Below are 20,826 nucleotides of genomic sequence, written 5' to 3'. Positions count from 1 at the left end.
GATAGGGCCGGATGAGGGGCAGCGCTGACTTCTGAAAGGCTGGCTCCGCCCCTCATCTGCCTGCCGGCATCTTCTCCCCGTTTTACGGGGAGAAGAACGCTGTTTTGCCCGCCGGCACCCACTCACCACCGTAGAGCCAAAACGTATGACCTACGCCGTCTCCGAAATCCGATCCGCCGCCCGGCCGCGAAAGCAACGGCTGAGCAAGGCCGCGATCGAGCCGTGGCTCTATCTATCGCCTGCGATCGTCCTGCTGGTCCTGGTGCTATTGGTGCCGCTGATCATCGGCATCAGCTATTCCTTCCGCAAATTCTCGGCCTTCAAGTCGCAATATGTCGGCCTTGCCCAATACCAGGCGATGCTCTCCGACCAAGTGCTCGGCCAGGCGCTGATCAACACGTTGTGGTGGACGGTTGCCAGCCTGTTCTTCCAGTTCTTCCTTGGCCTGGGTCTCGCGCTGCTCCTCGACAAGCCCTTCTACGGCCGCAAGGTCGTCCAGGCGGTGGTATTCCTGCCCTGGGCGGTGCCGTCCTTTCTCTCGGGCCTCACCTGGGCCTGGCTGTTCAACCCTATCATCGGGCCGCTGCCGCATTGGTTGTTCGCGCTTGGCCTGAAGGCGGAGCCGACCAACGTGTTGTCCGATCCCGCCACCGCCATGTGGGGGCCGATCGTCGCCAACATCTGGTTCGGCATTCCCTTTTTCGCCATCACGCTGCTGGCGGCGCTAAAGTCGATCCCCTCCGAGTTGCATGAAGCGGCGGCCATCGACGGCGCTTCGCCCTGGCAGCGCTTCACCAAGGTGACGCTGCCCTTCCTGGCGCCGACCATCGTCATCACCGTCATGCTGCGCACCATCTGGATCGCCACCTTCGCCGACCTGATCTTCGTCATGACCGAGGGCGGGCCGGCCGGCTCCACAAGCACGGTGCCGGTCTACATCTATGTCAGCGCCTTCAAGTCGCTGGACAAAGGCTACGCCTCGGCAGTCGCGGTGCTGCTTCTGGTGCTGCTGATCGCCTACGCCATCGGCCTGATCGCCATCCGCCGCACCCTGGTGAGGCACGTCTGATGATCGCCGGTCGCTCCACCTCCTCGCGCATTTTCGGCGGCATCGGTCTCTACGGCGCTATCGCGGCCTACGTGATCTTCGCGCTGTTTCCGATCTTCTGGACGCTGAAGATCTCGGTGACGCCCGAACGCCTGCTCTATTCCGAAGGCATCACCTTCTGGCCGTCGCAGACGACTTTTCAGAACTTCGCCACCGTGCTCGAGGCCTCCGACTTTCCGCGCTATTTCCTCAACAGCGTCATCGTCTCGGTGTCGACGGCCGCCTTTGTCACCGTCATCGCCACTCTTGCCGGCTATGCCATGTCGCGCTTCACTTTCCGCGGCAAGGCGACTTTGGCGATCCTGTTGCTGCTCACCCAGACCTTCCCGCTGGTCATGGTCATCCCGCCGATCTACCGCATCATGGGCGACCTCGGCCTGACCAACAGCCTGATCGGCCTGATCATCATCTACACCGCCTTCAACACCGCCTTCGCAACCTTCCTGATGCAGTCCTTCTTCGACGGCATCCCGAAAGACCTGGAGGAAGCGGCGATGATTGACGGCTGCACCCGCGCGCAGGCGATGCGCCGGGTGATCGTGCCGCTGACCTTGCCCGGCATGGGCGCGACGCTGGGCTTCGTCTTCACCGCCGCCTGGAGCGAGTTGCTGTTCGCGCTGATGCTGATCTCCAGCGACGAGCAGAAGACCTTTGCCGTCGGCCTGCTCACCTTCATCGGCAAGTTCGCCGTCGACTGGGGGCAGATGATGGCGGCCTCCATCCTGGCGCTGATCCCGGTCTGCGTCTTCTTCGCTTTCCTGCAACGCTATCTCGTCACCGGCCTCACCGCCGGCGCGGTCAAAGGATAAAAGATGGCTTCCGTCACGCTGCAAAACGTCGAGAAGGATTACGGCGCGCTGCGCATCCTGCACGGCGTCGATCTCGAGATCGCCGATGGCGAGTTCGTCGTGCTGGTCGGCCCGTCCGGCTGCGGCAAGTCCACGCTGCTGCGCATGATCGCCGGCCTGGAGGAAGTTACCGGCGGCGAGATCCATATCGGCGAGCGGCTGGTCAACGACGTCGCGCCGAAGGACCGGGACATCGCCATGGTGTTCCAGTCCTACGCGCTCTACCCGCATATGGATGTCTCCTCCAATATGGGCTTCAGCCTGCTTTTGAAGAAGGCCGAGAAGACGACGATCGACGGCAGGGTAGGTGCTGCCGCCAAGCGGCTCGGCCTCGACGCCTATCTCGGCCGACTGCCGCGCCAGCTTTCCGGCGGTCAGCGCCAGCGCGTCGCCATGGGCCGCGCCATCGTGCGCGACCCCAAGGTGTTCCTGTTCGACGAGCCGCTCTCCAACCTCGACGCCAAATTGCGCGTCCATATGCGTGCCGAGATCAAGGCGCTGCACCAGCAGCTCAAGACCACGTCGGTCTATGTCACCCACGACCAGGTCGAGGCCATGACCATGGCCGACCGCATCGTCGTCATGCATGACGGCTATGTGCAGCAGGTCGGCCGCCCGCTGGAGCTTTACGACCGTCCGGTCAACACCTTCGTGGCCGGCTTCATCGGCTCGCCGGGTATGAACTTCCTGCCGGCTAAGGTCGCCAAGGGCGGCAAGGCGGATGCCGTGCTCGCCGATGGCCAGAAGCTGCGGCTGCCGGATGGCCTGCCGCTGAGCGATGGCGACGACCTCACCATCGGACTGCGGCCGGAGCACATCAAGCTCGTGGACGACGGCGCGCTGAAGGCCGAGGTCGAGGTGGTCGAGCCGCTCGGCCTGTCGACCCAGTTCTATGTCAGGCTGGCCAACCAGCAGGTCTGCGTCTTCGTCATGGGCCGCAGCGATGTGAGGCCGGGCGACATCATCCGCCTCGGCGCCGATCCGGCTGCGCTGCATCTGTTTGATCCGAAGAGCGGAAACCGGATTGGATAGGTCCGCGGATCAGCGCCAGCGGAAAGCGCCCAGAGTGTAGTCAGGCCACGCGCCAAGGTCTGCGAACAGCCCCGTCAGGTCGCTCCTGTCGGCCAATATTCCCGTCATCACCAGCGCGGTCGACACGCCGGCCGCGTTGCCGCCGGCTATATCGTGCTCGACACTGTCACCGACACAGATCACATCGCTGAGTGCCGGATGTCCCGCAAGCGCCAGCGCAGCTTCGTAGAGCGCCGGATAGGGCTTGCCGATACGGGTGACGCTGCCGCCGAGCTGTTCGTAAAGATCGGCGATCTCGCCGGCGCCGAAGCGCGGTCCGACCGCGGTCAGCATGATCCGATCGGGGTTGGTGCAGAAGCACGGCACCTTCCGCGCCGCCGCCGGGCCGAGAGGTCTTCGGTAGTGGTCGAGGTCGTAGCGGTCGCCTTCACTGGCCGCAATCAGCACCAGATCGGCGTCATCGCCGCGCTCGGTCAGAACGAGTGGCAGGCCCTCGATCGCCGAACGGTCCTCGTCGCGGCTGATCAGCAGGCATCTCGTGCCAGCCCGCAGCGCGCCCGAGTCCGCCATGTTTCGGAAGATGCGCCAAGCCACCTCGCCGGATGAGACGAAATGATCCCAGCTTCCCGCTTCGAAACCAAGCTTCAGCAGCCGCCCTTCGTTTGGCTCCGCCCGCTTGCCGGAATTCGAGATCAGCACCACGGTCTTGCCGGCGCGCTTCAGCGCCGACAGGGCTTCGACCGCGCCGGGATAAGCCTGTTGTCCGCCATGCAGCACGCCGAACTGGTCGAGCAGGAACACTTCGTAGCGTTCGGCGAGCGCTGCGATCCCGTCGAGATGCACGGCGTGCTTCGCGCTCACAGCAGCAGCCCCGCCTCCTTTACGCCCATCAGCGCCAGCCGCGCCGTGCCAGCCGCAGCCTCATCGGAGAGCGCCGGCAGAAAATCGACGCCGAGCTTGCGCCGTCGGATCGCGGTCCAGGCGGCATTGGCGGCGCCGCCGCCGACGCTTCGAACCGAGGTGAGCTTCGGCGCGCCGAGTTCGGCGAGCCTCTGGTAGCCGAGCGCCTCGATGGCCGCGATGCCTTCCAGCATCGCCTTGAGATAGTCGGCGTCCGATTCCGGTCGGGGCAGCAGGCGCGGCTGGAGCGTTGGATCGGTGACCGGAAAACGTTCGCCGGCCGAACCGAGCGGATAATAGTCGAGGCCGGTCTCCGTCGCGGGATCAATTGCGGCGCTGAGTTCGACGATGCGCGCGAGCGAAAAATGCTGGGCGAGCACCTTGCCGCCGGTGTTCGACGCGCCGCCCGCGAGCCAGGCATCGCCGAGCCGGTGGCTGTATATGCCGTAGCGCGGCGCCGAGATCGGCCGGTCGGACAGGATCTTGATGGTCAGCGACGATCCGAGAGCGGTGACACCGTCGCCCGCGGCCGCCGCGCCCGTCGCCAAGAAAGAGGCGCAGCCGTCCGTGGTGCCGGCGACCACCGCGACATCGCGCGGCAACCCGAACAGGTCGGCGGCGGCGGCCGTAAGCCTGCCGGTCACGCTACCCGGCCTGACAATGGTGGGCAGAAGCTCCACGCGCATGCCGGTCGCCGCGATCCATTCCGGCCAGCGGCGCGCCTCGGCATCGTAGCCGGTCTTCAGGCTGTTGTTCTCGTCGCTGATGTCGAAGCGGGCCGAGAATTGCCCGGCAATCCAGTCGGCCTGGTGCAGCACGGCGTGGATGCCAGGCAGGCGCTGGAACCAGAGCGCCTTGGCGAGACCGGAGGTCGCCCCATGCGCAGCACTTGCCTCCGGCGCCGTGCCGGCGATCACGGCGAGGATGGCCGCATCCGGAACCTTGTCGTTGTACATCAGCGGCTCGGCTAGCGGCCGTCCGGCGTCGTCGGTCGGCAGCACGGTTCCCGACGTACCGTCCACGGCGATCGCGCGCACAGCCATGCGATCGATGCGCGAAAAAAGCTCGTGCAGTGTCGCTTCGACGGCGGCCCACCAAACGGCCGGATCGCGGCCGTTCGCGCCGAAGCGCTCGAGCGGCACGGCGGCGCTCGCGGCGGTGGAGAAGTCCGGACGCATCGCGACGGCGCGCGCTCCGGAGGTGCCGATGTCGATGCCTAATGCAAGAGGCGCCATTCGCCTAACCCGCCGCGTTGAGTCTCTGGCGATACCGCTCGGCATCCCAGTTGACCAGCTCGTCATTTTCGGCGGCGGTGAGATAATTCAATCGCGCCGTGGTGTCGATCCGCGCGGTCACGTCGGCGAGGCAGCGCTGCATAGCGTCCGCGCCGGAGCTGGCGTCGCCGCGCATCAGCACGCCGGCGCCTGGAAAGAGGACCGCGACGGGGTTCGTGCCCAGCCGCGCGACGACGTCGGCGACCTTCTCGCCAGGCCTTGCCACCACGGAGCCCCGGCCAAGGAAGATGACGTGGTCAGGGTAGAGGCTGCCGGCTTCGGCGATGCGGCGGCTGTCCGCATCGAGCGCCACCGCATGCGCCTCGATATCCGCCGGCAATCGGTAACCGCTGCCGTCGGCAAGTGCCGCCAGCGCCGCTATATCCGGGATCGGTGTCTGCCGCGCCGGGCGGGCCAAAAGCGATCTCACCCGGTGCAGCAGACGCTCCGCCTCGGCCACGGTCTCCGCTGCGACGACCAGTCCGTGATTGCCGAGGATCAGCACGTCGACCCCCTGCCCGAGACGCTCGGCAATGCCCTGGGCAAGCGGCAGGCCCGGCCGGCGATAGGGGACATAAGCCCACGCGATGCCCTGGAGACGCCGCCCGGCCTCGATCTCGCAATCGGCCTGAACGGCGAGTGAAATTGTCTCGACGCAGTGGACATGCAGCACCACTCGCTGCGGCATCAGCGCGTGTACGATGGTCTCGATCGAAGGGCGCAAGCCGCGCGGATTGAGGGCATCGATGGCAAAGGCCTGCGGCTTGTCGGCGCTCGGATCACGCCGTTCGAGGGCCTCGACGAGCGGACCCATCGCGACCGGTACCATGATGTCGTCCGTCAGCGCGTCCCTCAACCAGGTGCCGGAGGCCTTGATCCACAGCGTGTCCCCTGCCTTCAGCGATGTGTTGCCGCCGGCTGCCTGTGTCAGGTGCGGATCGTCGCCGATGGCTGCCGAAAGTGTCCGCAAGGCGGCCAGCTCCTGCGCATCAACTGTGGTCGCCATGGCGATCTTCCTCCAACGGCTCGGTCGGTCTCGCACGATCTCCCATTACAGGAGAATGATTGGTGCTGATATCGCAGATGCGAGCGATCTACGTCAACAGTGATCTATTATCGTCAAAACGGGCTTGCAATCCGACTGATGTTGAGTAAGTTGCATCAATTGTCATGCAAAATGGCATTGTCGGGAGGAAGAGTTGAGCGACTCCGGCCGCCAGCGTCAGATCGTCGAGCTATTGCGGGACCGGCCGTTCGCTTCGGTGCGTGAACTGCAGGAGCGGCTTGGCGTGTCGGCGGCGACGGTCAGGCGCGACATCGACAAGATCGACGAGGCCGGCGAAGCCAGGAAGGTCTATGGCGGCATCTCGGCGCTCGACGGCGCCTCGCATGCCGGCATCGCCTATGCGAGGCCCTATGACGAGAACCGTGACCTGGCGGTCGATGCCAAACGGCAAATCGCCGCTGTAGCCGCCACCATGGTGCGCGACGGCGATGCGGTCATCGTCCATGGCGGCTCGACCTGCTTCCATCTCGGCGTCAAGCTTGCCGACCGCAACATTCGCCTCTTCACCAATTCCATGCCGCTCGCCGCCTATCTCAGCGATCATGGCCATTGCAGCCTGACCATCGCCGGCGGCGATCTGCACCGCGAGCCCGGCATCATCCATTCGCTCACCCAGGCCGTGCCGTTTTATGCCTCGAAGTTCTTTCTCGGCGCGCAGGGCCTCGGCCATGAGGGCGTGCTGGAATCGCATCCGCTGCTGGTGCGCTCGATTATCGATCTCAGCCTTTGCGCCGACCAGATCGTCGTGCTGGCGGACAGCCGGAAGCTGTCGATCCACGCCCGCAATGTCGCGCTGCCGCTGTCGCGCATCGGCACGCTGGTGACCGATGACGGCCTGTCCGACGCCGATGCGCGCATGCTGGAAGATGCCGGTGTCACCGTGCGTATCGCCTCGCCTTCGGGAGCCGTCCAGTGAAGGTGGCGGTGCTCGATTTCGGCAAGACCAATTCGAAGCTGTTCGTCTTCGACCAGGACGGGCGCATCCTCGACGAACGGCGCACGAAACCCGACTGGATACGCAAAAGCGGGCTCAGCGTGCTTGACGAAACGGCGCTGCATAACTGGGCGCTGGACGCCGTCAACGAGGCCGCTGATGCCCACGGCATCGAAGGTCTGATGGTGTCGGGCCACGGCTGCACCTTCGCGCTGGTCGACGATACGGCGCTGACGCATCCGATCCTAGACTATGAGCAGGAGCCGCCCGCCGAGATCGCCGCGCGGATCGATCGGCGCATTCCCGATTTCGCCGAGACCTTCTCGCCGCGCCTGCCGCTCGGCTTCAACTATGGCCGCCACATGCTGTGGCTGAAAGAAGTGGAGCCCGGCGCGTTCTCGGCGGCGAAGGCGATTCTCGGCTATCCGCAATATTGGAGCTGGCGCTTCGGCGGCCACGCCGTTTCGGAAGTCTCCTATCTCGGCTGCCACTCGCATCTGTGGGCACCGAGCAAGCGTGACTTCTCCTCGCTGGTCGATGCCGAGGGCTGGCGGGGCCGCATGCCCGCCTTCGCGCACGCCGGCGGCGTCATTGGCGAGCGGCGCTTTGGCCGGGCGGGCAGACCGGTCGCCATTCACAACGGCGTTCATGATAGCAATGCCGCGCTCCATGCCTATCGCCGGCAGGACATCGGGCCGCTTACCGTGGTGTCGACGGGCACCTGGGTGATCGTTCTCAACCCTGACTGTCCGTTCGAGGCGCTCGACAGCGAGCGCGACATGCTGGCCAATGTCGATGTCGATGGCGGCCCGGTGCCTACGATCCGCTTCATGGGCGGGCGCGAATTCGCCGTGATCAGCGGCAACTGGCAAGGCGCGATCGCCTCGGCCGCCATACAGCGGGCGATCGACGCCGGCACGATGGCCGTGCCGAGCTTTGCCCCGGGCGGACCGCTGCCGGGCCGGACGGGCGAGATCCTCGGGCCCGTTTCCGGTGCTGGGGAGCGCGCCGCCGTAGCGCTGCTTTATGTGGCTCTGATGATCGATCTCTCGCTCGACCTGATCCGTTCGGCAGACACCGTCATCGTCGATGGCGGACTGAATGCGGATGGGATGCTTGCCGGCCTCCTGGCGGCGCTGCGGCCCGGCCAATCCTTCCTGCAGGGGGCCACGCTGGAAGGCAGCGCCACGGGCGCCGCGGCTCTCGCCTTCGAGAGCATCGGCCGCGAATTCGCTGCCGATAGGCCGGAGCCGGTACGCGCCGCGGACTTCAAAGGCCTGGATCGCTACCGCGACGACTGGCGCGGCCTTATTGCCGGACGCCACATCGCCGGCGCGGCGGCAGGAGGTGCGCGATGAGCGCCGCCGCCCGCGTCGAGGCGTCGCAAAGGCCGGTGCTGGAGATGCGCCACATCTCCAAGACCTTTGGTTCCGTCCGGGCCCTGCACGACGTATCGCTCACCGTCAATGCCGGCGAACTGCATGCGCTGATGGGCGAGAACGGCGCCGGCAAGTCGACGCTGATGAAGGTGCTGTCCGGCGCCTATCGGCCGGATGCCGGCGGCGAGATCCTGATCGACGGTGCGCCGGTCGCCAGCGGCGATCCTATCAAGGCTCGCGCCCAGGGCATCGCGGTCATCTACCAGGAGCTGTCGCTGGCGCCGAACCTGACTGTGGCGCAGAACATCTTCCTCGGCAACGAGCCGCGTAGGTTCGGCATCGTCGACCGCGACCAGTGCAACCGTCGCGCCAAGGAAATCATCGAGCGGCTCGGCGTTTCCTTTTCGGCGCGCGCCGCGGTCTCCAGCCTGTCGCTGGGCGAGCGCCAGCTGGTCGAGATCGCCCGCGCGCTGTCGACCAGCGCCCGCATCATCGTCATGGACGAGCCGACCACCTCGCTGACCTCGCGCGAGACCGACCGGCTGTTCGAGGTGATCGGGGCGCTGAAGGCGCAAGGCATTGCCATCATCTACATCAGCCACCGCATGGAGGAGGTCTACCAGCTCGCCGACCGCGTCAGCGTGCTGCGGGACAGCGGCTATGTCGGCACGCTGGAACGCGCCGATCTCAATGCGTCGCGCCTGGTCTCGATGATGGTCGGCCGCGATCTCTCGGCCTTCTATAAGAAGGATCACCGGCCGCCGGACAGTCAGCGCCGGGTAGCGCTGTCGGTGCGCGGCATGTCGGACGGCGGATTGCTGAAGAACTGCTCGTTCGATCTTTACCACGGCGAGGTGCTGGCGTTGGCGGGGCTGGTTGGTTCCGGCCGCACCGAACTCGCGAGGCTGATCTTCGGCGCCGACCGCCGCAGCGCGGGCGAACTGGAGCTCGACGGCAAGCCGATTGCCATCGCTTCGCCACGCGAGGCGCTGGAGGCCGGCATTGCTTACCTCACCGAGGACCGCAAGGAGCTCGGGCTGTTCCTCGACATGTCGATCGCCGACAACATCAATATGGGCGTGCTTGCGAAAGACGCGCGCGCCGGCGGTTTTCGTGATTTCACCGCCGCCGAGCGGCGTGCCGCCAAGGCCATCGCCGATCTCTCGATCCGCACGCGCTCGGCGCAGGCCAATGCCGGCTCACTGTCGGGCGGCAACCAGCAGAAGGTGCTGCTTGCCCGCCTGCTTGAGACCGAGCCCAGGATCGTCATCCTCGACGAGCCGACGCGCGGCGTCGACGTCGGCGCCAAGTCGGAGATCTATCGGCTGATCGACAGTCTTGCCGGCCGGGGCATCGCCATTCTCATGATCTCCAGCGAACTGCCCGAAGTAATCGGGGTGGCCGACCGCGTGCTCGTGATGCGCGACGGCGCCATCGCCGGCGAGGTGACGGCGTCGGAGGGCAGGCCGCTGCGTCAGGAAGAAATCATGGAACTTGCGACGGGGGCGGCCAAGGAAGGACCGACAAGATGACCGACAGCTCAACAGTGGCGAAAGCGGCGGATCAGGCAGCGGTCAGGAGCCGACGGCTGCGCACGGCCTTCGCCGCGCTCGGCATGCTGCCGGTTCTGGTGCTGCTTGCTGTCGGCTTCCAGTTCATCAACCCGCGCTTCCTTACCGGCACCAACCTGCTCATCGTCAGCCAGCAGTCGTCGATCAATATCGTGCTGGCCGCGGGCATGACCTTCGTCATCCTCACCGGCGGCATCGACCTATCCGTCGGCTCGATCCTCGCGGCCTCGGCGATGGTCGCTGTGCTGGTGTCGCTGGTGCCGGACTGGGGCATGCTCGGCATTCCGGCCGCCATTTTGCTCGGCCTCGGCTTCGGCGTCATCAACGGGCTGCTTGTCGCCTACATCAAGCTGCCGCCCTTCATTGTCACGCTGGGCTCGCTGACCGCCGTGCGCGGCGTCGCCCGCCTGCTCGGCGAGGATACGACAGTCTTCAATTCCGACCTGCCTTTCGACTTCATCGGCAATGGCTCACTGTTCGGCATTCCCTGGCTTGTCATCATCGCGCTGACCGTGGTGGTGCTGTCCTGGCTGGTGCTCAAGCGCACCGTGCTCGGCACCTGGATCTATGCCGTGGGCGGCAATGCCGAGGCGGCGCGCCTCACCGGCATCAAGGTGCCGCTGGTGCTGCTCTTCGTCTATGGCGTGTCGGGCCTGCTCGCGGGCCTCGGCGGCGTCATGTCGGCGGCGAGACTCTACGCCGCCAATGGCCTGCAGCTAGGCCAGTCCTACGAGCTCGATGCCATCGCCGCCGTCATTCTCGGCGGCACCAGCTTCGTCGGCGGCGTCGGCTCGATTTGGGGCACGTTGATCGGCGGGCTGATCATCGCCGTGCTCTCCAACGGGCTCATTTTGGCCGGTGTCTCGGACATCTGGCAGTACATCATCAAGGGATTGGTCATCATCGTGGCGGTCGCCCTCGACCGTTACCGGCTGCAGGCCGGAGCAAGAACGTGATTGACCTCGGTCGCCGGCCTAGACGGGCCGGATTGTGTGTAACGCACCGTGAGAGGCGCGGGGCAATCGGAGGAAGCAAGTAAATGAAGACCATCGCCAAACTGCTCTGCGGCGCAGCCCTCGCGGCCCTCGCCATCGCGCCGGCATCGGCCAAAGACCTCAACAAGGTCGGCATCTCGGTCGGCCTGCTCGGCAACCCCTTCTTCGTCGCCACCATCAAGGGCATCGAGGACGCGGCCAAGAAGATCAATCCGAAGGTCGAGGTGACGTCGGTGTCGGCCGACTACGACCTCAACAAGCAGGTCTCGCAGATCGATTCCTTCATCGCCGCCGGCGTCGATGTCATCATGCTCAATGCCGTCGATGCCAAGGCGATCGCGCCCGCGGTCAAGAAGGCGCAGGCGGCTGGCATCGTCGTCGCTGCCTTCGACGTCTCGGCGCCGGGCGCCGACGTCACCGTGATGACCAACAACGTCAAGGCCGGAGAGGAGGCCTGCCAGTATCTGGTCGATCAGACCGGCGGCAAAGGCAACTACGTCATCCTCAACGGCCCAGCCTCGTCGTCGATCCTGGAGCGCGTCAAGGGTTGCAAGAACGTTCTTTCGCAGCACGCCGACATCAAGATCCTGTCCGACGACCAGAACGCCGAAGGATCACGCGACGGCGGCCTGAAAGTGTTTCAGTCGCTGCTCACCCGCTTCGACAAGATCGACGCGGTGTTCGCCATCAACGATCCTACGGCGATCGGCGCGCAGCTTGCCGCCAAGCAGCTCAATCGCTCGGAATTCATCATCACCGCGGTCGACGGTGCCCCCGACATCGAGAAGGAGTTCGCCTCCGGCACCTCAATGATCAAGGCTTCCGCTTCGCAGGATCCCTATGTCATGGCCGGCCAGTCGCTGACGATGGCGGCAGATGTGCTCGCCGGCAAGAAGCCGGCCGAGCCGACCGTGCTGCTCGATCCGAAGCTGATCACCGCCGAGAACCTGAAGGACTACAAGGGCTGGACAGCGGCCCGCTAAAAAGCCTGCTCCCAAGGCTGGCGCGGCCGGATCGGTCCGGCCGCGCCTCACTCATCGGACGGAGACGATCATGTCGCGCATTGGTATCCATTCTTTCGTCTGGTCTGCGAGCTCGGCGCAGGCGGATCTCGAACGCACGCTGGCCAACACGAAGGAAGCCGGCTTCGACCTGATCGAATTCTCCTATCTCGATCCGGCCGATGTCGATATCGGCAGGCTGGCCAGAAGCATCACCGATCTCGGCCTGGGCGTGGCGATCAGCATCGGCCTGCCGGCCGACGGCGACATCTCCAGCCCCGACAAGGCGGTCGCCGCGCGCGGCGTCGAGATCCTGAACCGCACCGTCGCCCTCACGCGCGATCTCGGCGGCCAAAAGGTCGGCGGCATCCTCTCGGCAAGCCACGGCCTGCAAACCGAACCGCCGACGCGCGATCAGTGGAACCGCAGCGCCGCTACACTTGCCGGGGTTGCGGAAACGGCCAAGGCCGCCGGCGTGACGCTCAATCTCGAAATCGTCAACCGCTTCGAAAGCAACCTGCTCAACACCGCCGCGCAAGGACTAGCTTTCATCGAAGACACCGGCTCCGACAACATCTTCCTGCACCTCGACACCTTCCACATGAACATCGAGGAGGCCGATGTCGGCCTGGCCATCCGCCATGCCGCGAGGAAGATCGGTTATGTCCATATCGGCGAGAGCCATCGCGGCTTTCTGGGCACCGGCAGCATCGATTTCTCGGCGATCTTCGATGCGCTGGCGGCGATCGGCTACAGCGACGATCTCAGCTTCGAATCCTTCTCGTCCGAGATCGTCGACGAGAATCTGTCGCGGAAGACGGCGATCTGGCGCAATCTGTGGACCGACAATATGGAGCTTGCTCGTCATGCGCGCCGCTTCATCGCGGTCGGCCTGGAGACGGCCCGGCGCAAGGCCGATCTCGTCTCGGCTTCGCAAAGGCCCTGACGTCTTCGAGAATGTCGAGCAGTGAATTGCGGCTTTCGAGGGCCATGCTCTGCTAGACTCCTGTTGATTCGTCTCGACAGGAAAAGGCATGAGCAAGGCCCTCGGCACATTCGCACTGGTCACGGTTTTGAGCGCTTTGCTGATGGCGCTGTCATTGGCCGTGGCGAGGCACGGCTATCCCTATGGCGCGTTCGGCGTGAAGCGTCTCGACGGCATCGCCGACGCCGGCTCGTTCCTGGCGATCGCCGCTGTCTATTTCTTCGCTGCCATGCTGATGATGATCCTGCCCATCCGCGCCGCCGGCGTCGTCCTGACTCATGCGGCCGATGCGATCTTCTGGGCGACGATCGTATTGTTCGCGACCATCGTCGGCTCGCTGCTTGCCAGATGGGCGTTCGGCCAGCACGAGGTGCTCTGGGCGCTTTTCAATTGGCGTTTCCTGTTCGTGGCAGTGATCGTTGCGGCGCATCTCACCATGAACGAGCTTCGCCGCAACGTCCTGCTCAGAAGCCTGTTCTTCGTCGCCTTCGGCGCGGTCACGCTCGCCTGCCTGTTCTGGTCGTTCTCGACCTGACGCCGCAAGGCCCTAGGTTTGTCGCAGAAGGCCGGTAGACCTGCCACGGGACAATCATTATATCATTTGTCCGACAATTGACCGGCCGACGGACTGCCGCTACCCCAGCTTCAAGGAACAAGACAATGACCGTGCTGCGTAAGAACCTGATCGACGGCGAGTGGCTTGGCGAGGCCGGCTCGCGCAACATCAATCCCTCGAACACCAACGACGTCGTCGGCGAATACGCTTCGGCCGGGCCGGAGGAAACCAAGCAGGCTATCGCCGCCGCCAAGGCGGCCTTCCCCGCCTGGTCGCGTTCCGGGCCTCTTGCCCGCCACGCCGTGCTGAAGAAAACCTCCGACGAGATCATGGCACGCAAGGACGAGATCGGCCGGTCGCTCGCGCGCGAGGAAGGCAAGACGCTGGCAGAGGGCGTCGGCGAGACGATCCGCGCCGCGCAGATATTCGACTTCTTCGCCGGTGAGACGCTGCGTCTGTCGGGCGAGATGGTGCCGAGCGTTCGGCCTGGCGTCGGCGTCGAGATGACGCGCGAAGGCGTAGGCGTCGTCGGCATCATTACGCCGTGGAATTTTCCCATCGCCATCCCCGCCTGGAAGATCGCGCCGGCGCTGGCCTACGGCAACACGATCGTCTTCAAGCCGGCCGAGCTGGTTCCTGAAAGCGCCTGGACCATCGTCGATATCCTGCACCGCGCCGGCCTGCCCAAGGGCGTGCTCAACCTCGTCATGGGCAAGGGATCGGTGGTCGGCCAGGCGATGCTCGACAATCCCGATGTCAACGCCATCTCCTTCACAGGCTCGGTCGGGACCGGCAAGCGCGTCGCCGCGGCAAGTGTGGAGCACATGCGCAAATTTCAGCTCGAAATGGGCGGCAAGAATCCGCTCGTCGTGCTCGACGACGCCGATCTCGCGGTGGCCGTCGACTGCGCGGTCAACGGCGCTTATTTCTCGACCGGACAGCGCTGCACGGCGTCCTCGCGCCTGATCGTCACCGACGGTATCCACGACCGGTTTGTCGACGCGATCAAGGAGCGGCTGGACAAGCTCGTCATCGGCGACGCGCTCGATGCCAAGACCCAAATCGGCCCGGTCGTCGACCAGAACCAGCTCAAGCAGGACGAGGATTACATCGCCATCGGCCGCCAGGAAGGCGCCGAGCTCGCTTTCGGCGGTGACCGGCTGGAACGCGGCGCGCCTGGCTTTTACCTGCAGCCTGCGCTGTTTGTCGGCTCGACCAATGCGATGCGCATCTCGCGCGAGGAGATTTTCGGCCCCGTCGCCAATGTCATCCGCGTCAAGGACTATGACGAAGCGCTGGCTGTCGCCAACGACACGCCGTTCGGCCTCACCTCCGGCATCTGCACCACCAGCCTGAAGCACGCGACGCATTTCAAGCGCAATTCCGAAGCCGGCATGGTGATGGTCAACCTGCCGACGGCGGGCGTCGATTTCCACGTGCCGTTCGGCGGCCGCAAGGGCTCGAGCTACGGCCCGCGCGAACAAGGCCGTTACGCGATGGAGTTCTACACCACGGTGAAAACCGCCTATACATTCGCCGGCTAGAGCAATTCCAGGAAAGTGTTGGCGGTTTTCCGTCCGGAATTGCGCAAAAACAAGGAGATAGGGCGTTTCGCCGTTTCCATGAAACGGTGAAACGCACTAGTCCAATCCGGGAGGAGATCGATGAGCGTGGCCGACATGACATGGCTCAACCCGCCGCCGCAGCACAGGGTCGGCGACGGCACGCTCACCGTCCGAACAGGCAAGGACACCGACTTCTGGCGCGAGACCTTCTACGGCTTCCGGCGTGACAACGGCCATTTCCTCTACCGTTCCGTCGAGGGTGATTTCAGCGCCGAAGTCACCGTCAAGGGCGACTACAAGGTGCTCTACGATCAGGCGGGGCTGATGCTGCGCCTGAGCGAAACGCACTGGATCAAGGCCGGCATCGAATACACCGACGGGCTGGCATACTTCTCCGTCGTGGTCACCAACGACACATCCGACTGGTCGCTGGTCGCCATTGCCGCCGGCAAGGACGGCGTCAGGATCCGCCTGACCCGCCACGCCGAGGCGATCCGCATCCAGTATCTGGACCCCTCGGACGGCCACTGGAAACCGGTGCGCCTGGCCTATTTCCCGATCTCGAAAACGGTCGATGTCGGTATGATGTGCTGCTCGCCGCAGCGCGAAGGCTTTGAGGCGACCTTCTCCGGCTTCACGATCGGGCCGGTGATTGCAAGGGACCTGCATGGGTGAGTGCGGAACCGCGTGGTTCTTTCGCGATTGCCGCGATAAGGGTAGGGCGGCGCCTTGCCAGAGCGGAAGGGCCCGATGCCGTCTGATACTCCGCTGATCCTGTTCTGGACGCGCTGCTTCAACAAACCGACCGACATTGCGGCCATGCCGCAATGTCCAGTGCCCATCGAATGGACCAACGACCGGCGACGGCTTGCCGAGGCCGATGCGGTGGTTTTCCATTTGCCGAATTTTCGTGAGGCCGGCGACGCCCGCAAATATCCCGGCCAGCTTTGGGTTGCCTGGTCGATGGAGAGCGTCGTCAACTATCCCGTCATGACCGATGCGGCCGTCATGCAGCACTTCGACATCGTCATGACCTATGAAACCGGGGCGGACGTCTGGACGCCCTATCTGCCTGACGCAAGCTGGTGGGAAGCCGCCCGACATGCGCCGATACCGCCCAAGCCCGAGCGCGCACCGACGGTGCACTTCCAGTCATCGAGCATCAATAAGAGCGGTCGTGATACATTCATCGCCGAACTGTCCCGGCACATCGCGGTCGATTGCTACGGCCGCTACCGGCCCAACCGCGAGATCGCGGGCCTCGATCTCGGCCGGCAAACCAAGCTCGAGACCATGGCCGCTATCGCTTTTGCCTGGCGCTGGAGAATTCGATCGCGCCCGACTACGTCACCGAAAAGATGTTCGATCCGCTGGAGGCCGGCACGGTGCCGGTCTATCTCGGCGCGCCAAATGCCGCGGCGTTCGTTCCCGACAATTCCTACATCGACGTCGCATCCTTCAGCACACCGGCGGAACTGGCGGCCTATCTTCACCATCTCATCGAAACACCGCAGGCCTACGCAGCCTATCTTGCTTGGCGATCGAGGCCGCTGCCCGAGAGGCTGGCCGGTCAAGTGGCTGATCTCGACATGCATCCGCGCTGTCGGCTTGCCCGCCTCATCGCTCAGCGCCTGACGCAGCAGAGTACGGGCCGGCGGCCAGGCAAACCTTCGCTGCCGTTTGGGGCCAAGGTATTTCTGCGTACCCGGTTGCGCCGTTGGAAAGCTGCTTGGCGCGGCAGGCCGATGTAACATAGGCGTTTACCACGGCACGTGCAGGATTTCGGGCTTGGGCAAGCCGCTCGGGCGGATTCCAAGATCGTTGGCGAGCACGCCAAAAGCCCCTCAGGTCGGCGCCGGCATGCGGCCGATGGCCGGCCTCTCGTCCTCGGCGGCAACGGCCATCTGGCGGCGCCGGAAAGCCGGCAATGGGTTCAGCTTGAACAGGCCGTAATAGACGATGAAGGACGCCATGAAATAGGGGCCGAGCATCTCGACCTCGAAGAAGGAGCGGATCAGCATCAGCCCGGTCGCGCCGGCAAGCACCACCGAATCGGCACTCCACCCGCCGAATACCACCTTCGATACATGGCCGTAGAAGGCGCGCAGGATGACCAGCGCCAGCAAGGTGACGCCGATGAAGCCGATTTCGACCAGCGTCTCGACATAGGTGTTGTGGAAGTGGAAGCCGGAACGCGTCGAGATATAGAATTCCGCCCACAGCCGCTCCGGATCGGCAAAACCCTGCACCCAATAGGCGGCATAGCCATAGCCGAGCAGCGGACGCTGCTGCGCTGCTTTCCAGCCCTGTTCCCACAGATAGGTGCGGCCGGTGAGCGTCGAATCCTTGCCGAAGATGCCGAGCACGACATCCAGCAGCCCGAGGTTGAGCGCTGCCACCACGCCCGTCACCAGCGCCCCGGCGCCGACGACGAACAGCACCCGGCGATAGCGTCGCGACAGGACCTTGGTCATGGTGAGCAGCATCACGATGCCGATCACCGCCGGCAGCGAGGCCACCGACGTCGCCGAATGGGCGATTGCCAGCATATAGACCGACAAAAGCATGATCGGCGCGGTCCAGACGAAGCCCAGCCAGTTGCGCCGGTAGAAGACAAGGAACGCCAGGCAGAAAAAGATGCCGAGCGAAGAGAAGAAGCCGACCTGGTTCTTGGAACCGAAGGCGCCGACGAAATTGACCGTGCCGTCGATCGTGTCGAGCGCGTAACCACCGACTCCGAGTGAATAGAGCAGCACGAAGAAGATGCCGATCAGCGAGCCGACCACCAGCGTGCGCACGCTGATGGTGCGCGCCGCGACATAGGCGCAGACGATGTGCGAGGAATATTGCACCGCCGCGCGCGCGCTGATGCCCGCCGCCTGCGACCAGAACACCGAGAGGCAGACATAGGCCGCAAGCAGAATGGGTAGCCAGGCGCTGGAGAGTTTCCAGGTGAAGCGCCGGTAGTCGACGAACAGCAGTGGCAGCCAGACGGCGTAGTAGGCGAGGATCAGGATCTGGCCGAAATTGGGCGAGTAGGCGAAGGCGAGCGTGGAAACCGCGACGGCGAAAATGCCGTAGGTCTCGTTGCGATCGGGATCGATCAGGATGGATTTCGGAATCTTCATACCGGCCTTTTTGTCCCGCGCTAAGCCACGGCCCGGGCGCGCTGCATCTGCCGCTGCAGGAAGCGCCGCACCGGCTCATCATAGACGCGCGTGGCGATGTCGGCGATGACGACAACCATCGCCGCCATCACGATGCCGAACAAGGGATGATGCGCGAACGGATCGATCGAGAAGGCCTTGCCGGCCCCGGCGATGATCATCAGCATCGGCGTGTGGATGATGTAGATCGGGTAGGAAATCCGCCCGAGCCAGCCATAGACGCCTGACAGTCGTGGCGCGGTCGGCGCCACCGCGCCGGTCATCACCATGATCGGGAAGACGATGACGATGGCGCAGAGGTCGTAGGCAACGCGCGCGGCGCCGGCAGCCGGGGCGATGGCGAAGACGGCAAGCGTGAGCAGGATCGCGCCCTCGACCCAGAAGCCGCGCCGCAGGAAGCCGAAGCTGCCCTGCCAGCGCGCCATCGATCGGCAGAGCAGCACGCCAAGGAAGAACGAGAAGGTTACGCGTGGCAGCCCGCTGACGATGGTCTTCCCGGTCATGCCGAAATCGAGCGTGCCGGCGAAAACCGAGGCGACGACGAGCAGCACGAGGCTGGCGCCGACGATCCCCGTCAGCACCCGCCGCGACAAGAGCACGAAGACAGCGACATAGGCGATGTTGACGATGAGCTCGAAGAACAGCGACCACGATGCCGGGTTGAGAGGAAAGATCGTATGATAGGCGTCGCTGACCAGCGGTATGAACAGCATGCCGGTTGTCAGCTGCATGCCGATCTCGGACAGCGGCATATATTCCGCCGGCATCAGTCTGTTCTTGACCAGCAAATAGAAGAAGCCGAGCAGCGTGCCGGCTAGATAGAGCGGATAGAGCCGGATCAGGCGGATGGCCACGAAAGTGCCGAAGCCCATGCCGGTTTCGATCTTGCGGTCATAGGCATGCGCGATGACGAAGCCGCTGAGCAGGAAGAACAGATCGACCGCGAGATAGCTCGACGGCAGCACCTTGCCGTCGGCGAGGAATGGCGAGAAATGGTAGAGCATGACGCTGATCGCCGCCACGCCGCGGATGGCGTCGAGGTTCAGATACACGTGACGCTGGGCTGCGGGCTGCATGTTATGCCTTCAAGCGGTCCAAACAGATCGCTCGCCCGCGCTGCGCGCGAACGAGCCTGGCTTGTCCCTCCCGCCTTCGTCCCGGTTCGCTTCGGACAAACCCGGGCCGGCGGCGCTATTGACTGGCCGTCGGCGCCAGCTTCACCTTGATTACGTCGCCCGGCAGGATAGGCGTGTCTTCCTTGGCTTCGACCTCGCTGGTCTTGCCGTCGACGACGCGCACCAGCGAATAGAGCAGGGCTGGCTCTTCATTGCCGGTGTAGGCGGCAGCCGTTGCCGGATCCGATGCCTGTGCGATTAGGCCTTTCTGCATGCCGACCCTCAAGGCCGCCTCATTAAGGTTCGCTTCCGTTTGCTGCCGATCGGCCGTGAGGCTCGAACTCAGTGTGTTGCGGGCATCAATAGCGTCCTGCTCCGCCTTGCTGATCGACTGCTTGGCGGTGAGGATCGCCGTCTCATAATCCAGGATCTTGCCCTGCAGGTCGGTGACCGACTGCTGCGAGGAAAGCAGGCGCGCATTGGCGACCAGGCCCTTCTGCGCCAGCGGACCGATGCTGTCGGCCTGCTTCGAGGCCAGATCGACCTGCTTCTGCTGGTTGGCGATCTTCTTTTGCAGCGATTCGATTTCCGACTGCAGAACACCCTTCAGGTCGTCGAGTGCGTCGAGCTTCAGCTTCAGCGATTTCTGGTCGGAGACCAGGATCGCCGTTTCGTCGGCGACGATGGTCGGCAATCTCGGATCGCCTTGAATTTCCTGAGGCACCTCGAAAGTCGTCTTCCCGGCGAGGTCGGCGTCGATGCGGGCTCGCTTGACCATCAGCCGCAAGCGCTGGTCGTCATAGATCTCATAGCTGCCCTTGGCGGTAATCAGATCCTTTTCGAGCTGCGGACCATAGTCGGCATTGCGCCGGATACCGCCGGCAATGCTGATTGCCTTGAGCACGGTCAGATCGGGCACGAAGGGAAACTGCCCGGGGTTCTGGACTTCGCCTGAAATGTAGAACGGCCGGAACTGCGCCATCTCGACCGAGGCTTCCGGCTTGTCGGGCAGCGCCAGCTTTCGTTGCAGGGCGAGCCCGATCGCTGAAGCGATCTCGGCCGTCGTCTTGCCGGCGGCCTGCATGTCGCCGACGAACGGCACCGAGAGCATCCCGCCCGGGCCGACCGAATACTCGCCATTGAGGGCCGACCAATCGCGGAACGTGCCGTCGACAGTCTGCCATTCGGCGACCCGGATGTTGAGCTTGTCCAGCGGTCCAAGCCGATAGTCGCTGGCGGCAGCGACCTGCGGCATGACCAGCAACGCAGCAAGCAAGACGCCGCCGAAGCGGGCTGTGGTCCTGGATATGAGACTGCATGCGAAGGGCAG

19 protein-coding genes and 1 pseudogene are annotated in these 20,826 nt (G+C 64.5%); 14 read left to right on the top strand and 6 right to left on the bottom strand.

What is annotated here, in order from left to right; all coding sequences use genetic code 11:
- Positions 1-145 precede the first annotated feature (145 nt).
- From LB529_RS16450 to LB529_RS16440, 3 genes are read left to right on the top strand one after another with little or no spacing between them, the layout of a single operon-like run.
- Positions 146-1,069: a carbohydrate ABC transporter permease gene (locus LB529_RS16450; RefSeq protein WP_224531429.1), complete on the top strand. Its 924-nt coding sequence runs from the start codon at positions 146-148 to the stop codon at positions 1,067-1,069.
- On the top strand, positions 1,069-1,917 hold the full coding sequence (locus tag LB529_RS16445; protein ID WP_095769336.1) for a carbohydrate ABC transporter permease: 849 nt from the start codon (positions 1,069-1,071) through the stop codon (positions 1,915-1,917). The genes LB529_RS16450 and LB529_RS16445 overlap by 1 nt, the downstream gene beginning before the upstream one ends.
- 3 nt (positions 1,918-1,920) lie before the next feature.
- A complete protein-coding gene (locus tag LB529_RS16440; RefSeq protein WP_224711661.1) occupies positions 1,921-2,988 on the top strand; it encodes an ABC transporter ATP-binding protein in 1,068 nt (355 codons plus the stop codon).
- 9 nt (positions 2,989-2,997) lie between these two features.
- Here LB529_RS16440 and LB529_RS16435 read toward each other — a convergent pair whose 3' ends face one another.
- Genes LB529_RS16435 through LB529_RS16425 form a run of 3 tightly spaced genes read right to left on the bottom strand, consistent with a single transcriptional unit; the run spans position 2,998 to position 6,168 of the window.
- Positions 2,998-3,849 (bottom strand): TIGR01459 family HAD-type hydrolase, encoded by an 852-nt coding sequence (locus LB529_RS16435; RefSeq protein ID WP_224711660.1) that lies wholly within the window; start codon positions 3,847-3,849, stop codon positions 2,998-3,000.
- Positions 3,846-5,123: an FGGY-family carbohydrate kinase gene (locus LB529_RS16430; protein WP_224711659.1), complete on the bottom strand. Its 1,278-nt coding sequence runs from the start codon at positions 5,121-5,123 to the stop codon at positions 3,846-3,848. The genes LB529_RS16435 and LB529_RS16430 overlap by 4 nt, the downstream gene beginning before the upstream one ends.
- A 4-nt stretch (positions 5,124-5,127) precedes the next feature.
- Complete coding sequence (locus tag LB529_RS16425; protein WP_224711658.1) at positions 5,128-6,168, bottom strand: class II aldolase/adducin family protein; 1,041 nt, start codon at positions 6,166-6,168, stop codon at positions 5,128-5,130.
- 193 nt (positions 6,169-6,361) lie between these two features.
- On the opposite strand from LB529_RS16425, the gene LB529_RS16420 reads away from it, so the two are divergent.
- The 11 genes and pseudogenes from LB529_RS16420 (at position 6,362) to LB529_RS16370 (ending at position 16,965) form a co-directional block, all read left to right on the top strand.
- The gene (locus LB529_RS16420) at positions 6,362-7,144 is read left to right on the top strand and encodes a DeoR/GlpR family DNA-binding transcription regulator (protein ID WP_095769331.1); all 783 of its coding nucleotides are present in this window, start codon (positions 6,362-6,364) and stop codon (positions 7,142-7,144) included.
- Positions 7,141-8,520 (top strand): FGGY-family carbohydrate kinase, encoded by a 1,380-nt coding sequence (locus tag LB529_RS16415; RefSeq protein ID WP_224711657.1) that lies wholly within the window; start codon positions 7,141-7,143, stop codon positions 8,518-8,520. Before LB529_RS16420 ends, LB529_RS16415 begins: the two co-directional genes overlap by 4 nt.
- On the top strand, positions 8,517-10,073 hold the full coding sequence (locus LB529_RS16410) for a sugar ABC transporter ATP-binding protein (protein ID WP_224711656.1): 1,557 nt from the start codon (positions 8,517-8,519) through the stop codon (positions 10,071-10,073). The genes LB529_RS16415 and LB529_RS16410 overlap by 4 nt, the downstream gene beginning before the upstream one ends.
- Positions 10,070-11,068 carry an ABC transporter permease subunit gene (locus tag LB529_RS16405; protein WP_140845601.1) on the top strand — a complete coding sequence of 333 codons (999 nt, stop codon included), beginning with the start codon at positions 10,070-10,072 and terminating at the stop codon, positions 11,066-11,068. Before LB529_RS16410 ends, LB529_RS16405 begins: the two co-directional genes overlap by 4 nt.
- An 83-nt stretch (positions 11,069-11,151) precedes the next feature.
- The gene (locus LB529_RS16400; protein ID WP_224711655.1) at positions 11,152-12,090 is read left to right on the top strand and encodes an ABC transporter substrate-binding protein; all 939 of its coding nucleotides are present in this window, start codon (positions 11,152-11,154) and stop codon (positions 12,088-12,090) included.
- Positions 12,091-12,160: 70 nt separating this feature from the next.
- Positions 12,161-13,054 (top strand): sugar phosphate isomerase/epimerase family protein, encoded by an 894-nt coding sequence (locus LB529_RS16395; RefSeq protein WP_224711654.1) that lies wholly within the window; start codon positions 12,161-12,163, stop codon positions 13,052-13,054.
- Positions 13,055-13,142: 88 nt separating this feature from the next.
- Positions 13,143-13,628: a hypothetical protein gene (locus tag LB529_RS16390; RefSeq protein WP_224631380.1), complete on the top strand. Its 486-nt coding sequence runs from the start codon at positions 13,143-13,145 to the stop codon at positions 13,626-13,628.
- Positions 13,629-13,753: 125 nt separating this feature from the next.
- The gene (locus LB529_RS16385) at positions 13,754-15,193 is read left to right on the top strand and encodes an aldehyde dehydrogenase family protein (RefSeq protein ID WP_224628958.1); all 1,440 of its coding nucleotides are present in this window, start codon (positions 13,754-13,756) and stop codon (positions 15,191-15,193) included.
- Between the two features lie 120 nt (positions 15,194-15,313).
- Positions 15,314-15,889: a DUF1349 domain-containing protein gene (locus LB529_RS16380; RefSeq protein ID WP_224711653.1), complete on the top strand. Its 576-nt coding sequence runs from the start codon at positions 15,314-15,316 to the stop codon at positions 15,887-15,889.
- A 75-nt stretch (positions 15,890-15,964) separates the two neighbouring features.
- A pseudogene (locus LB529_RS29010) lies at positions 15,965-16,222 on the top strand (alpha-1,3-fucosyltransferase); the annotation flags it as partial.
- A gap of 212 nt (positions 16,223-16,434) precedes the next feature.
- A complete protein-coding gene (locus LB529_RS16370; RefSeq protein ID WP_224711710.1) occupies positions 16,435-16,965 on the top strand; it encodes a glycosyltransferase family 10 domain-containing protein in 531 nt (176 codons plus the stop codon).
- A gap of 93 nt (positions 16,966-17,058) precedes the next feature.
- On the opposite strand, the gene LB529_RS16365 is transcribed toward LB529_RS16370, so the two are convergent.
- The 3 genes from LB529_RS16365 to LB529_RS16355 all read right to left on the bottom strand — a co-directional run bounded on the left by LB529_RS16365 (position 17,059) and on the right by LB529_RS16355 (position 20,751).
- The gene (locus LB529_RS16365) at positions 17,059-18,342 is read right to left on the bottom strand and encodes an O-antigen ligase family protein (RefSeq protein WP_224545391.1); all 1,284 of its coding nucleotides are present in this window, start codon (positions 18,340-18,342) and stop codon (positions 17,059-17,061) included.
- Between the two features lie 20 nt (positions 18,343-18,362).
- The gene (locus LB529_RS16360) at positions 18,363-19,457 is read right to left on the bottom strand and encodes an acyltransferase family protein (RefSeq protein ID WP_140845607.1); all 1,095 of its coding nucleotides are present in this window, start codon (positions 19,455-19,457) and stop codon (positions 18,363-18,365) included.
- A 115-nt stretch (positions 19,458-19,572) separates the two neighbouring features.
- On the bottom strand, positions 19,573-20,751 hold the full coding sequence (locus tag LB529_RS16355; RefSeq protein WP_095769320.1) for a polysaccharide biosynthesis/export family protein: 1,179 nt from the start codon (positions 20,749-20,751) through the stop codon (positions 19,573-19,575).
- Positions 20,752-20,826: the final 75 nt, after the last annotated feature.

It is taken from the genome of Mesorhizobium sp. CA5, from assembly GCF_020165105.1.
GTDB lineage: Bacteria > Pseudomonadota > Alphaproteobacteria > Rhizobiales > Rhizobiaceae > Mesorhizobium.
This window is presented reverse-complemented; position numbering and strand designations above follow the sequence as displayed.

Bases quoted from the DNA above. Each gene is read 5' to 3' on its own strand.
- LB529_RS16450 (WP_224531429.1), top strand. From the start codon at position 146: ATGACCTACGCCGTCTCCGAAATCCGATCCGCCGCCCGGCCGCGAAAG.
- LB529_RS16445 (WP_095769336.1), top strand. From the start codon at position 1,069: ATGATCGCCGGTCGCTCCACCTCCTCGCGCATTTTCGGCGGCATCGGT.
- LB529_RS16440 (WP_224711661.1), top strand. From the start codon at position 1,921: ATGGCTTCCGTCACGCTGCAAAACGTCGAGAAGGATTACGGCGCGCTG.
- LB529_RS16430 (WP_224711659.1), bottom strand. From the start codon at position 5,123: ATGGCGCCTCTTGCATTAGGCATCGACATCGGCACCTCCGGAGCGCGC.
- LB529_RS16425 (WP_224711658.1), bottom strand. From the start codon at position 6,168: ATGGCGACCACAGTTGATGCGCAGGAGCTGGCCGCCTTGCGGACACTT.
- LB529_RS16410 (WP_224711656.1), top strand. From the start codon at position 8,517: ATGAGCGCCGCCGCCCGCGTCGAGGCGTCGCAAAGGCCGGTGCTGGAG.
- LB529_RS16405 (WP_140845601.1), top strand. From the start codon at position 10,070: ATGACCGACAGCTCAACAGTGGCGAAAGCGGCGGATCAGGCAGCGGTC.
- LB529_RS16400 (WP_224711655.1), top strand. From the start codon at position 11,152: ATGAAGACCATCGCCAAACTGCTCTGCGGCGCAGCCCTCGCGGCCCTC.
- LB529_RS16395 (WP_224711654.1), top strand. From the start codon at position 12,161: ATGTCGCGCATTGGTATCCATTCTTTCGTCTGGTCTGCGAGCTCGGCG.
- LB529_RS16390 (WP_224631380.1), top strand. From the start codon at position 13,143: ATGAGCAAGGCCCTCGGCACATTCGCACTGGTCACGGTTTTGAGCGCT.
- LB529_RS16385 (WP_224628958.1), top strand. From the start codon at position 13,754: ATGACCGTGCTGCGTAAGAACCTGATCGACGGCGAGTGGCTTGGCGAG.
- LB529_RS16380 (WP_224711653.1), top strand. From the start codon at position 15,314: ATGAGCGTGGCCGACATGACATGGCTCAACCCGCCGCCGCAGCACAGG.
- LB529_RS16365 (WP_224545391.1), bottom strand. From the start codon at position 18,342: ATGAAGATTCCGAAATCCATCCTGATCGATCCCGATCGCAACGAGACC.
- LB529_RS16360 (WP_140845607.1), bottom strand. From the start codon at position 19,457: ATGCAGCCCGCAGCCCAGCGTCACGTGTATCTGAACCTCGACGCCATC.
- LB529_RS16355 (WP_095769320.1), bottom strand. From the start codon at position 20,751: ATGCCGCAGGTCGCTGCCGCCAGCGACTATCGGCTTGGACCGCTGGAC.